This window comes from Amycolatopsis sp. lyj-23 (genome assembly GCF_046549135.1).
GTDB lineage: Bacteria > Actinomycetota > Actinomycetes > Mycobacteriales > Pseudonocardiaceae > Amycolatopsis.
Genome location: NZ_JAJPWN010000037.1, coordinates 25,854 through 37,892, shown reverse-complemented (window position 1 = coordinate 37,892; position 12,039 = coordinate 25,854). Strand labels below are relative to the sequence as shown.

12 protein-coding genes are annotated in these 12,039 nt (G+C 69.5%); 1 reads left to right on the top strand and 11 read right to left on the bottom strand.

Going from position 1 to position 12,039, the window contains the following annotated elements:
* The 3 genes from ACLJPY_RS49750 to ACLJPY_RS49740 all read right to left on the bottom strand — a co-directional run.
* On the bottom strand, positions 1 to 850 hold an 850-nt coding region (locus ACLJPY_RS49750; protein WP_410598020.1), incomplete at its 3' end, for a tyrosine-type recombinase/integrase.
* Between the two features lie 472 nt (positions 851 to 1,322).
* Entirely contained in the window at positions 1,323 to 1,544 is a 222-nt protein-coding gene (locus ACLJPY_RS49745) for a hypothetical protein (RefSeq protein ID WP_410598019.1), read from the bottom strand.
* A gap of 64 nt (positions 1,545 to 1,608) precedes the next feature.
* A complete protein-coding gene (locus ACLJPY_RS49740; RefSeq protein ID WP_410598018.1) occupies positions 1,609 to 2,883 on the bottom strand; it encodes a hypothetical protein in 1,275 nt (424 codons plus the stop codon).
* An 869-nt stretch (positions 2,884 to 3,752) separates the two neighbouring features.
* Here ACLJPY_RS49740 and ACLJPY_RS49735 point away from each other — a divergent pair.
* Positions 3,753 to 4,367: a hypothetical protein gene (locus ACLJPY_RS49735; RefSeq protein ID WP_410598017.1), complete on the top strand. Its 615-nt coding sequence runs from the start codon at positions 3,753 to 3,755 to the stop codon at positions 4,365 to 4,367.
* 109 nt (positions 4,368 to 4,476) lie between these two features.
* Here ACLJPY_RS49735 and ACLJPY_RS49730 read toward each other — a convergent pair whose 3' ends face one another.
* From ACLJPY_RS49730 to ACLJPY_RS49695, 8 genes are all read right to left on the bottom strand, one after another.
* Complete coding sequence (locus ACLJPY_RS49730) at positions 4,477 to 4,908, bottom strand: hypothetical protein (RefSeq protein WP_410598016.1); 432 nt, start codon at positions 4,906 to 4,908, stop codon at positions 4,477 to 4,479.
* A 258-nt stretch (positions 4,909 to 5,166) separates the two neighbouring features.
* Positions 5,167 to 5,670, bottom strand: coding sequence for a single-stranded DNA-binding protein (locus ACLJPY_RS49725; RefSeq protein ID WP_410598015.1), 504 nt, complete (start codon positions 5,668 to 5,670; stop codon positions 5,167 to 5,169).
* A 409-nt stretch (positions 5,671 to 6,079) separates the two neighbouring features.
* Positions 6,080 to 7,123, bottom strand: a complete 1,044-nt coding sequence (locus tag ACLJPY_RS49720) for a DUF4192 domain-containing protein (RefSeq protein WP_410598014.1) — start codon at positions 7,121 to 7,123, stop codon at positions 6,080 to 6,082.
* 176 nt (positions 7,124 to 7,299) lie between these two features.
* Complete coding sequence (locus ACLJPY_RS49715; RefSeq protein WP_410598013.1) at positions 7,300 to 7,428, bottom strand: hypothetical protein; 129 nt, start codon at positions 7,426 to 7,428, stop codon at positions 7,300 to 7,302.
* Between the two features lie 199 nt (positions 7,429 to 7,627).
* Positions 7,628 to 8,035: a hypothetical protein gene (locus ACLJPY_RS49710; protein ID WP_410598012.1), complete on the bottom strand. Its 408-nt coding sequence runs from the start codon at positions 8,033 to 8,035 to the stop codon at positions 7,628 to 7,630.
* 339 nt (positions 8,036 to 8,374) lie between these two features.
* Positions 8,375 to 9,181 (bottom strand): hypothetical protein, encoded by an 807-nt coding sequence (locus tag ACLJPY_RS49705; protein WP_410598011.1) that lies wholly within the window; start codon positions 9,179 to 9,181, stop codon positions 8,375 to 8,377.
* Entirely contained in the window at positions 9,169 to 10,455 is a 1,287-nt protein-coding gene (locus ACLJPY_RS49700; protein WP_410598010.1) for a hypothetical protein, read from the bottom strand. Before ACLJPY_RS49700 ends, ACLJPY_RS49705 begins: the two co-directional genes overlap by 13 nt.
* Positions 10,456 to 10,977: 522 nt before the next feature.
* A complete protein-coding gene (locus ACLJPY_RS49695; protein ID WP_410598009.1) occupies positions 10,978 to 12,012 on the bottom strand; it encodes a DUF4192 domain-containing protein in 1,035 nt (344 codons plus the stop codon).
* Between the last annotated feature and the right edge of the window lie 27 nt (positions 12,013 to 12,039).

Below are 12,039 nucleotides of genomic sequence, written 5' to 3'. Positions count from 1 at the left end.
TCGACCACTGCTCGACGACCTCCGCGACCCATTCCCAAACACACAGCACGCTGCGCCGCTTCGGCGGCGAGCCCTTCTTAGCCTTCCCGTGCCGGACGTCGAGCACTCCGTACTCGCCGAACTCCGGTCCGTGCGGGTTGCGTCCAAAGTCGACGACGTCGAGCATCCGCGTCTCGTTGCGCCGCAGCCCGAAGCCGTAGGCAACCTTGAAACACGTCGCGTCCCGAAACGCCGTCAGCCAGCCCTTGCGGCCTGACGCTCGCTTGCGGTCGACCTCGTCGTCGGCGTAGTCGAACATCGCCTGCAGCTCCGCGCGGCTGAACGCGCGCTTGCTTGCGTCCGCCTCCGAGTCCGCGACGTGCACCGCGGCGTTGACCTGGTTGATCACCTGCACCGGATGCGTGCCGAACCGGCGCTCGCACTCGGCCGCCCACCCGTAGGCCGGGTCGGTGACGAACGCGCCAAATCCGCGCAGCGCTCCCTGGTAGTTGCGCACCGTGGACAGTGACAGGTGCCGGACAGCACGCAGATCGGCGAACCATTCGTCGGCCTGCTGCGGGGTCCACAACCACGGGTACGTGCCGCAGTGCTCGCCGAACTGCCGCACCACCCGCTGTGCGGATGAGACCGTCGAACGCGCCAGGTTCCGGGCCAGCAGCTGGTTACACCAGCCGTCCAACATCGCGGCGAACACCAGCTCCTCCGGATGGAGAAGCGGCACCCCCGCGGCCAGGTGTAGGCCGGCTGAGCCCGTTAACCGATCGTCCGGCCCCACGAAACCCGCCTTTGTCTGGTCGCATTCGGTGCGATTATCTCGCATCTGATGCGAGCGTAGCTGGTCGTGGTGCACGGCGCGAGCGCGGCGCGGCGTTGCGCTCCGCCGTCCTGGCCTGCACTACGCTCGGATCCCGAAGGCCGTGTCGATGTCCCCATCTGCGGGCTCCACGAATGCCGATTTACTGCCGCGTTCAGCGCGGCGCGTGTTCGCATCAGATGCGATTGGACCTGGTTTCAGAACATCTGCAAGACGTGCTGTGTGCGGGGTAGGGGCAGGCTGGGTGAGGTGGTGGTGGCGTGGTCGGCGGGGTGAGTGGGTGGCGGGGAAGGTGCGGGGTGGGGTGTGGTGGCGGGCGGGGTGCGGTAGGCGGCGGTGGGGTTGGTGGGGCGTGGTGGTGGTGACCGGAATTGGGGTCGAGCGCCGGCGCCTGCACTAAGGCGCCCCCGGCGCCGTCTGCCGGCGCCTGCGCGGTCCCCGGGCTGTTCCGACACAGCAAAGCGGCCGCCGATCGTCAGATCGGCGGCCGCTTTCGGGTGGACGGTCGCTAGCTCGGGCTCGGCTGCGTGAGGTGGTCCAGCTCGCGGCGGATGGCGGCGGCAGGCACGATCTCGACCGTGTCGCCCTTTGCGGTCGTGACAGGCCGGGCGTCGCGCACGAGTAGCGCGCGCAGGTACGCGGCGACGGCGGCGGGTTGGTCGGTCGGGATCGTGTCGGCGGCGGCTAGCTCGCGGTCGATGTCGGCGAGGATGTCGTGAAAGGTGCGCACGGTGGTGGCTCCTGGCTTGGGGGTGGGGGCGCCCGGTTCGGGCGCCCCCACGCGCGGCGGGTGGTTAGGCGGCGGTGAGGTTGCGGGAGAGCCTGAGCGCGGACAGCGACGGCAGGTCGCGTTCGAGGCACATTTCGCAACGGCGGTCGGTGCTTCCGCAACGCTGCTCGCAGACGGAGCGTTCCAGGTAGCACGCGACACACAACGCTTCCGGGGCGACCGGGAGTAAGGCCAGCCGCTCGTAGTCCTCATCGGACAGGGTGTAGCCGGTCAGGTCGCTGGCGGCGTCGCTGCTGTCGTCGAGGTCGGTGTGACGCTGCCGCTCCTGCTCGTAGAGGTCCACTCCGCGCTCGTCCTTGCGCACCAGACCGGCGGTCGGGATCGCCTGCTGGATCTGGCGCCACTGCTCGTCGTACTGGGCTTCGGCTTCGCCCACGACGTAGCGGCCAGCTGCCTTCTTCTCGATCGGCTCGTGACCGGTTTTCGCCGTGGTCTTCGGTGTCATCCCGGCGGCGGCCTCGTTCACCGGCGCGGGTGCGGTGACCTCGGTCGTGGTGACGGGCTCGGCTGGTCCCTCGGTGGTGGTGTGCTCGCCCGGCATGGGGCGCTGCGCTGACTCGGCTTCCCGGCGGCAGGCGTCGGAGCAGTACGGAAGGTCCGGGGTGTCGGCGAGGTTGCCGTCACAACTGCCGCACCGGTGCGGTTCGGCCGCGTCGGCGTTGATGGCCTGCTGCCGGGCGGCGGTGCGGGCGCGGGCGTGGGCGGCGCGGGCCTTGCTGGCGTATACGCACGTCATGACCAGGGTGCGTACGTCGTCGGCGAGGTCCGGCCACAACCGGTAGGCGGTCTGGATGGCTTCCACGATGGCGGGGTGGTCGGCGCTGGGGTTCTTCAGCAGCGTTCCGCACACGGTGAACACCGCCTGGTGGGCGTGCTGGGTCTGGGCGTTGAGCCACCGCAGGCCGTTGAGTGCGGCGGCGACACGCGGCGGGGTCTCGCGCAGCATCACCGTCACGTCGTTGACCTCGGTCACGGCGACGGCCCGGCGGGTCTCGCTGCTGTAGACGCACAGGTTGATCAGCTCGCGCTCGGTCTCGCCGTAGCTGTCCCACTCGGCGTGGGCGGCGCGCACGGCGGCGAGGACATCCGGGCTGATCGCGGCGTCAGTGTTGAGCAGCGTTGCGCACGCGGCGAGGATCGCGGGCGGGTTCTCTCCGCTGTCGAGGAACACCTTCCGCAACTCGGTGAGCGCGGACCGGACGCGCGGAGGCTGTGCCTGCAACGCCTCTGCGGCGCGGGTGATGTTCGAACGGTGCTTGGGACGAATGATCGAAACCATGATAGCCAACTTTCTTGAACGGGATTTGTGAAGGCTTTCGGGTTTGCGGTCCCGATCACCTTGCGACTTCGATGTTACCCGGTTCCTGCTGTCTATTCTACTTGTAGACACGTTTTTGTCCGCGTATTCTAGTGAATTCTAGCCGTGAATGCGGTCATCGAAGGTCATTTGCTGGCGGGCTGCCTGTGCGCTGCCTGCGCGGCTTGCTGACGGCGTCTTCGGGCCTGCTGGTGCTGCTGGTCGGCGCGGTAGGGGTGACCATGTGCTGAGTGGGTGGTGGGTGGCCCCGAAGCGACCAGGGCAGGCCCCTGGCCTGCCCTTAATGCCTGACCTAGGGAGTAGGGGCCCCGAATGCAAGGGTGGGGCCTCGAACTATTTTTGGCCACGCTTTTCGGTCAAAAATAGTTTGGGGTGCCCTTGTATTTGGGGGGACGACCGATACAATTTCGGGGCCACCCACCACCCGCGGACGCAACGAGAACACGGGAAGGTGCCCACTGCCGTTGTGCACGCGGGAGCAATCACCCGGCCAGCTGTAACGGCATGCCGGCCGGTGCCGACGTGAGGCTCGTGGCCTGCGGGTATGCTGCTGGCAGCGCTCCGTGGGCTTGAACGGGCCTTGTGGCGGAGCGTCAGCGGGCCGCCGCGAGTTTTGCGGCTTGCCACTTCGGTGGCGTGGCCCTTCGGGGCTGCTGCGGCGGTACCGCGCCCTTCTCCCCGCTCGCCGACTGTCGTCGTGAACACGGTCGATGCCGTCGATCGCCTCTTCGGCGGCGTGAGCGCTACGCCGCCGAAGCGGCGCAGTGGCGCCGCTGCCGCGGGTAGGCTAGTGGACGGAACCGTAGCCCTCCCCGCGCGGGAGGTGCGTCATGGTTGAACGTCACAGTAAGGCGACGACGCGGAAGCGTCGGTCGTCGGCGACGCTGGAGCGGCTGGATGCGGCGCGGCGCCGCCGCGCCGAGCAGCTGGAGCGCGAGCGCGAGAACGAGGCGCGGGTGGATGCGGCGCTGAGGCCGTTCGCGGAGGCGATGACGGCGATCGAGGCGGTGGAGCGCCGGCGTGAGGACCGCATCCGCGCGCTGAGTGCGCAGCTGGATCGGAAGCTGGCCGAGCTGGACCGGCACCGTGCGGCGAAGGTCGCGGAGTTCGAGCGGTCGGCCGAGCAGGTCCGGGCAGATGCGGAGATGGAGATCGGCGAGTGGCGTGCAGTGATGGCGACCTCGGTCGCGGAGATCCGCGCGGCGGATGTCGGGGCGGCGGAGACGGCGGCGTTGCTGGGGATCTCAGCGAAGGCGGTGACCGCGTTGTCGCGTAGTGCCGCCGCAGCGTTGGAGGTTGGCGGTCGGAGGAGCGCCGCGGACTCCACGCACACGGAGGCAGTGGACGCAGCAACCTCGGGCGACGAGCGGGCTGTCGAGGCGCCTGCGGACGAGCAGGTCGTGCCGTCCGAACCAGATTCAGAGGTGGATGTTCCGGCGGACTGATTGGCCGGACGGACACGCTGGCCACGAGAAAAGGGGTGCTGGCACCGTCAGGTGCCAGCACCCCTCGTGTGGTGTCGCCAGGTTAGCGCGTCGCGGTCGGCTGGTCGGCCTACTGCTGGGCGAGACGCCGGGCTCGGCGGGCCACGGTGGCGCGCTTGCGGCGCTGGTAGTAGACGATCATCGCGGCGATGCCACAGCAGAACGTGACCCCGAAGGCCCACTGGCTAGCAGTGCCGCCTTCCTCAGCGCCGGGAAAGTGCCCGATGAACAGGTTGCCGGGCACGGTGACGGCGCCGAGGATGGCGCCGCGGCGGTAGCGGTGGGCGAGGTTCGGCTTGATGCGGTTGCGGCTGAGGTAGGCGACGCCGCACCCGAGGAGCGCACCGAATATCACGGCGCCGGGGAGGGCGAGCAGGCCGGCGGGGTCGGTGAAGGGTGTGACGAGGAGTCCGATGTAGCCGAAGGGCTGGATGCCGAGGTAGAAGCCGGTGCCTCCGGCGAGGACGAGCCCGGGGATCGTGACGCCGTAACGATTGCTCATGGCCTGAGCGTAGGGCGATTCTCCTACCCTAAAGGGTGATTTCCGGGCCAGGGCACGCAGTATCTGCTCGCGCGCAGGTCGGCGCTTCTTCGTCGCAGCGGATCGAGTGGTCAGCGTGGTGTTGTGGGCGGCCGGCATGGTGACCTCCGGGGCGCAGTGGTGTGGCATGGGAAAGGCCGGGGCCAGCCGTCAGGCTGGCCCCGGCCTTTGGGGTGGTGCCCGGCCAGAGGGGAAGGTCCGGCCGGACACCGGGTCTCATCAGAACGGCGGCTCGTCGCTGAACCCGCCGGCCTTCGCGCCGACCAGCTCAGGCTCGGCGGCCGCGCCCCACGGGTCGCCGGCCTGCGCGGTGTGCGTGCTGGGGACCGGGTCCGGGTTCCCCGTGGGGGCCGCGGTCTTCGCGTTCTTGGTGATCGCGGCGGTGGCGTAGCGCAGCGACGGGCCGATCTCGTCGACGTCCAGCTCGACGACGGTGCGCTTCTCGCCTTCCTTGGTCTGGAACGAGCGCTGCTTGAGGCGGCCCTGGATAAGGACGCGGGTGCCGCGGTTGAGGCACTCGGCGACGTTCTCCGCGGCCTGCTTCCAGAGGGTGCAGCGCAGGAAGAGCGTCTCGCCGTCCTCCCATTCGCTGGTGGCGCGGTTGAAGGTGCGCGGGGTGGAGGCGACGGTGAAGTTCGCGACGGCCGCGCCGGCCGGGGTGAACCGCAGTTCGGGGTCGCTCGTCAGGTTGCCGATGATGGTGATGGTGGTGTCGCCGGCCATGGTGGCCTCCCTGGTGCTCGTTGGGGTGTGGAACGCGGCGCAGCCTCAGCACGCGGCGGCCCGGGGTCGCCGTCAGGCGACGTCCCCGGCCCGGCTCATCCGCCCGCGCGTGAACCGGCGGACAGCTCGACCGGCATCGGAGCTCGGTAGAGTGAGGGGCTGGTTCACCCGGGCGGATCGGGCCGGGCTTCGGGGACGCACTGCCCCGGCCGGGGCGTGCTTACCTTCGGGCGATCCACGACCCGGCGAGCCGGGCGAGGCCACCGCCCGGTGACACCGACTCACCGCCACGCCAGCACCCACGACGTCTCCGCACGGGGTGGTGGGCCGGTGACAGTCGGCCGATGCCTTCGCGCTGACCGCACTGGCTGAACGGCCGGTCGGCGCGAACGGTGAGCAGGGGTGGGCGTCACGCCTCGTCGGTCGCGGGTTCGCTCAGCAGCGTGCGGCGGGCATCGGCGCCGGCGTTGTGGAACACGTGATGGACCTTCGACGGTGCGATGGCGTGGGCGAGGACGGTTGAGAGCAGGGCCGCCAGAGTCTGTTCGGGGTCGGCGTGCTCGAGCGCGATTCGCGCGACGGTCCCGTCGCCACGGAGGTAGGCGTACACCGCGATGACGGTGGCGAGCCGGCTGGCGATGGGATCGCAGCTGTGACGCCACAGGTGCAGGACCAGATTCTCGGCGGCGAGGCGTGCCGCGTTGTCGGGGACGGCGAGCAAGGCGTCGCGGAACGCGGGCACGGCGAAGGTCCCGGTGAGATCGACGATGACCCCCTCATCAGCGGGCAGCTCGCCCTGGCCGGCGGCGCGGATCGTGGCGTCGGCGCGGTCCAGACGGACGTGGGCGGCGACGTGCCAGTGCTGGTCGATGACGGCAAGTTCGACGGCCTCATCGATCCGGGACCGAAGTCGTGCGCGGAGGTGTCCGGGTGCTGGGGTGAAGCGCGCCGCGAGGTCGTCGCGGGAGGCGGCGATGGTGAGTCCGGCGGCGACGGCGGCCACTGCGGCCGCGGTGGTCGTGGGGTTGGGCAGGACGCCGGTGCGGTCGGCGTCGCGGTAGGAGCGCCAGCGCGCACCCTCGGCGATGGCCGGGACGTGGACGATGTCGACATCGGTGAATCCGCGTTCGGCGAGCCGAGCGATCACGGCATCGACGTCGGCGTGCAGCGGTAGGGAGTCGCCGAGGGCGGCGTTCTGGTCGACGGTGCCGACGACGACACCGGTGACGCAGAGGACGGGCAGGTCGACGCATTGCCGGTGAAACTGCCGGGCGCAGTAGTCGGCGTGGTGGGTGAGGCGGGTGAGGTCGATTCGGGTGAGAGGGCCGGTGCTGGCCGTGCCGTCGTCGTTGGTAAGCGTGGTGATCAGCACCAGGGAGTGGCCGGGGACGAAGCCGACCAGCGCCGGGATGCTGGCGACGACGGAGGTGGTGCTGGCGAGAGCGAGCGGCATCGACGGTTGTCCTTTCCGAGAAGAGCGGGTAAGTGCCATCGGTGGGGACCGGGGGCGGGGGATCAGCGGCCGAGTTCGGTGCGCAGCGTCTGCGCAGCAGCGCGGGCGAGCCACGGCGGCGACGGCCGCCGGACGTCGTGGCCGGAAGCCGGGATGAACCCGTTGACTGCGACGCTTCAGAACTCCGACCACGGTCTCCTGTGGCCGCGTTCGCTGCGGTAGATGACGATCAGGTCCGGTCCGTCGCTGCGGCGGGCGCGGGCGGTGATCCGGATCGCGACCCGCATCCGGCCGCGGCGCTGCACGGGTTCGTCGTAGAGCAGCGAGATCGGTGCCGCCGGTACCGCGCGGCACAGCTCGACGAGGACACCGCAGGCGACGTTCCACGCTCCGTAGCTGTCGATGTTTCCGCGGTGCGGGATGTTGCAGACGACGGTCTCAGGAAGTACGTAGAACGGCTTCAGTCGTAGGGGGTCAGCCGCAGCTGGTAGTTGTCGGGCATGATCAGGCCACCGCCGTGTTCGCCTCGGTGATGGCGCGGGTGAGGCAGTCGTCGGTGAAGTCACGTCGCTCGTCCTGCTGCTGTTCGGACCAGGTGCCGGCGTCGGGTGCGATGATGCGCCAGGCGGCGGCGAGGGCGGCTTCGGTTCTGAATCCGTCGGGGTTGAGGTAGGGGTAGATGGCTTCGGCGACCCGGCACGCTTCCACGGGACCGGACACGAGGCAGATGCGGCAGATCGCGGCGATGAGGGCGGCCTTGTAGCGGCGGGCGCGGACGAGATCGTCGAGCCACTGCGGGGGGTCGGTGGTGAGGCGTTGCCCGCCGAGTTCGGTTCCGATCAGCCGGCACGCTCGGGCGTAGGCGGATTCGTCGTCTTCGTGGGGGGTGGTGTGGACGGTGACTGTGGCCACGGGAACCTCCGTGTCGGGTGTGGGTGAACCCGGCCTCCTGGAGCACACCCGTGGTCCTCGGGCGCGTTTTAGCTCGCGTGAGCAGATGTGGTGAGCCGGCGCCCGAGGGCTCGGGTGTGCTGTGCTGACGGCTGTCGTCCGCACCGACCGGGAGTGCCTGGCGCGGTCTCGGTCAGGGCCGGCCGGGAGGGGACGAGCACGCCACCCAGCTGTTGGTCCAGGGCTTGGCGGGCCCGGCCGAGGAAGGCGAGCAGTTGTTCCGGGGCAGGCAGCTCCCTTTCCGGGCGGACGCGACGGCAGCCGCCACGCCCGGCCGGCCGGCAGTGGACGAGCCGGGGGTCAGCGGTTGAGTGCGGGTGCGGCGACGCAGATGCAGGTGTCGAGGTCCTCGCCGCAGCCGTCGCAGCAGACACCGCCGAGCAGCCGGATGCACCACGAGGGGCAGGGCTGGTTGTCGGCGGCGCAGAATGGGCACGCGCCGCACGCGAGGCACAGTCCCGTGTCGACGTCGATGGCGTCGTCGACGCCGCAGTAGTGGCAGCCGTCCTCCAGGCCCCACCACGCGGTCTGGGCGGGGTGCAGGTCGAGGTAGGCGTGGTTGGAGTACCAGATCTGGTTGTCCCAGTGCCCGGCGTGTTCGTTGAACAGGTAGCCGTGGTCGGGGTAGCGCGGGTTGACAGTCAGGATGACCAGCTTGTTGTACTCGCCCAGCCAGGATTCGATGCGCCGCCGGGTCTCGGGACGATCGAGGGCGACGAACGGTTCTGCGGAGAGGATGTCGTCGGCGGCGATGCGGGTGTCCGAGCGCGGATCCCATGGGGATGGGTGCGCCTTCTGGGGAAGGACGCCGTTGTGGGCCAGCACGGTGCGGGCGTCGCCGCCGATCGGGAACGGGTGGATGTTGTCCTCGGTGACGGGGCCGTGGGTGGCGAAGCGGCTGTGGAAGAGGGCGGGCTGGTCGGGGTGCAGTCCGCGCAGGGCGGTGAACTCGTCGATGACGGCGGCGGCGTCCATGCCGCGGCCGGTGATGATGCGGTCGCCGTCGACGATGGCGTAGCCGTGGCCGTCGTTGTTGTGTACGGCGCCGTTGGCCAGGGCGGTGGTGTCGGGCTGGGTCCCGGCGGGAAGGTAGGTCAGCAGGCACATGCCAGGTCCTCCAGTTCGGCGGTGAGCGGCGCGTACTGCGGGCGGGTACGCAGCCACCGGGCGAATGCGGGCCAGGTCCATCCGCCGCGGGCGGTGATGTCGGTGACGGTGAGGTCGCGGGTGTAGGCGACGGAGGCGTCGGCGAAGGCGAGGGCGGCCTGGACGTGCCGGACGTTGAGGCTGGAGGCGAAGACTCGCAGCTCGAAGGTGTGTCCGGGCTGGGTGTTGATGGCGGAATCGCGCGGCGCCCAGTAGGTGCCCTTGCAGGAGCGCTTGATGTTGTGGCGTTCGGAGTCACGGAACGCGGCGTATCCGCTCGACCGCCGGGCGAGGGTTTGGACGGCGGGGGAATTGCGGTAGACGAACTTCATCCACCGGAACACGTGACACGGGCCGGCGAAGGCGGCGCGACTGATGTGGACGTGCAGGCCGTTGCCGTCGCCGCTGCAGCCGGCGAGGTCGAGCTGGTCGAGCAGGTGCCAGGGGAAGGAGGCCAGTGCCCACCGGTAGGCCATCGGGTGGGTGACGAGCTCGAAGCCGTAGTCGATGCTGGAGTCTTCTTTGAGGTAGCCGAGACCGTTGAGGGTGTCGTTGGTGTCGCTGATGCGGTCGGACAGGTGTCCGTAGGGGACGTTCACTTCCAGTTCGAGGCCGAGGTAACGCGGGCCGATGCCGTGGAAGACCGGTGCGGGCTTGTACGAGTAGCCATGCAGGCCGTCGACGTCGTCATCGTCGTCGCGGTGGTCGTCGCAGTAGGTCCCGCTGTCGATGAGGGTGGTGCAGTCCTCGCAGTCGTAGTAGCCGAGCTCGGTCGCGCATTCGGGGCACAGTTCGCGGCCGGTTTCGGTGCCGCGCAGTTCGTCGTCGTAGAGGTCGCAGTGGTCGCAGAGGTCGAAGTCCTCGGCACAGGCCGGGCACAGCTGGCGGTCGCAGGTGGCGGGGAGCGGGTCGTGGCGCCGCAGCGGCACGCTGTCCGAGCATCCGTTGCAGGTGAAAGCCTGGCCGAGGGTGTGGGCGCGGCACAGGTGGCCGTCGCGGAGCAGGATGTCGCACCGATCGCAGGTGCTGTACTGCCCGGTCCTCTCAGAGTGTTCGCAGATCCGGGCTTCTTCGTCGGTGAGCGATGTGGTGTAGGACAACAGGCCGCAGCTGGTGCAGTGGTACAGGTCGGCGCAGTCGTCGCACACGGTCTGCCATCGGGAGATGTGCACGGGTGTCGTGGTGGCGTTGCCGCAGTCGCCGCAGCGGACGATGTCGTCGACAGGTGTGGTCATGGTCCTGCCCTTTCGTGCTGAAGACGTGAAAACGCCCCTCTCGTGCGGAACGGAGAGGGACGGATGGATTGAAGGAGGGCCGGTAGCGCGGTGTTGGGTGTTCGGCGCGCACCGCGCTACCGGCCCTCGGGGACGGTGTCCCGGCCGGGTAGGGAGGCCCCGGGCCGAGACACCGAGCTGAGAAGCGTCAGTGGGCCCGTCTGTCCAATGCGATAAGTCGCGTGTGGACAGTTATTGCGATCGCTGTGCTGGTATTGCCGAGCTCCTCGGGGCTCGGTCGGTGTGCGGGACGCGACACTCTGAGCGCCCGCGGGCCCCGGGGCGTGAAGCCCGGCAGGCTCGTCCGGCCAGCGTGAACCGGCTGTCGGAGACGTACGCGGACGCGCGGTGCCGCGGCGCCGGTTCACCCGCGCCGGATGTGGCCGGGTGCCGGGTTCAGGCCGTCCCGGGGCCCGGGGTGCTGTGCTTTCGAAGGCCCGCACATCACGAGCCCAGGGCGGAGCCCCGTGTTCCTGCGAGGGTTCAGTCTGCAGCGGAATCGGTCAGCGTGCTCCGCAACTGCTGTGCGACAGCAGCGATATCTGTCGCTGCTGTGGCGGGTTCGACACCATCGTCCATCCACCGGCGGATCAGCTCGCTCAGCTTGGTGGGTTGCGGGTCGTAGTGGAGGATGGCGCCGGCGGTGCTGCCATCGTTGCGTAAGTGTGCTGTCACAGCGATGAGGGCGACCATTGTGGGTGCGTATCGAGCGGGAGCGTGCCGCCACAGATGCAGCCACAGCGATTGCGCTGCCCCGCAACGCTCCTCGGTGGACTGGACGAGGTGGATGTTGCGCAGGAGGAAGCTGGAGAGTGCGGCGATCAGGCCGGCGATCTCGTGAACGTCTTCGGGAAGCGTGCCCAGGGTGGCGGCGGTGACCGCATCGTCGATCAGCTGCAGGCGCCGGCGCAGCCGTGCGAAGTCTCCGTTGAGTTCTTCGGCGTGGACCGCTTCGGCGATCGGGGCGGCCAGGGGCGCGATGCTGTCGCGGACGTCGGCGGGCGCGGGCGTGAACTGGGTGAGGAACGCCGTCCGGTCGCTGTAGATGCGGTTGCCGTGGAGTACGCGATCGATGGTGGCCGGGGAGATGGCGGGGTCGGGCAGGGTGCCGGTGTGGTCGGCGACGTCGTAGCAGGACCAGGCAGCGCCGGCGGTGAAGGCCGGCACGTGCAGGAGCTCGACGTTGGCGAATCCGGCCTCGTGCAGCCGGTGGGTGAGTTCGTGCAGCTGAGCCCGGTAGGGCAGATCGTTGGTGGCACTGGTGTTGCCGTGGACGACCGCGCCGATAAGACGCTGCACCGGCTGACCGCCCAACGCGCGGCTGAGGATGGCGACAACCATACGGGGGAGCCGCATGGACCGGTCGAGGTCGAATCGGGTGATCCGGCCCAGGCGGACAGTGCCGTCGGTGTGCACGACAGCGGCGACGATCACGAGGGAGTCGGTGGGCACGAACCCGATCAGGGCGGGGATGGCGGCCAGAAGATCCGCCTCAGTCAACGGAATCGGTTCGGACATCAGGGAACCTCGCTGCCTAGAGTGGAC

Bases quoted from the DNA above. Each gene is read 5' to 3' on its own strand.
- ACLJPY_RS49700 (WP_410598010.1), bottom strand. From the start codon at position 10,455: ATGACCACACCTGTCGACGACATCGTCCGCTGCGGCGACTGCGGCAAC.
- ACLJPY_RS49735 (WP_410598017.1), top strand. From the start codon at position 3,753: ATGGTTGAACGTCACAGTAAGGCGACGACGCGGAAGCGTCGGTCGTCG.
- ACLJPY_RS49695 (WP_410598009.1), bottom strand. From the start codon at position 12,012: ATGTCCGAACCGATTCCGTTGACTGAGGCGGATCTTCTGGCCGCCATC.
- ACLJPY_RS49730 (WP_410598016.1), bottom strand. From the start codon at position 4,908: ATGAGCAATCGTTACGGCGTCACGATCCCCGGGCTCGTCCTCGCCGGA.
- ACLJPY_RS49720 (WP_410598014.1), bottom strand. From the start codon at position 7,123: ATGCCGCTCGCTCTCGCCAGCACCACCTCCGTCGTCGCCAGCATCCCG.
- ACLJPY_RS49725 (WP_410598015.1), bottom strand. From the start codon at position 5,670: ATGGCCGGCGACACCACCATCACCATCATCGGCAACCTGACGAGCGAC.
- ACLJPY_RS49705 (WP_410598011.1), bottom strand. From the start codon at position 9,181: ATGTGCCTGCTGACCTACCTTCCCGCCGGGACCCAGCCCGACACCACC.
- ACLJPY_RS49740 (WP_410598018.1), bottom strand. From the start codon at position 2,883: ATGGTTTCGATCATTCGTCCCAAGCACCGTTCGAACATCACCCGCGCC.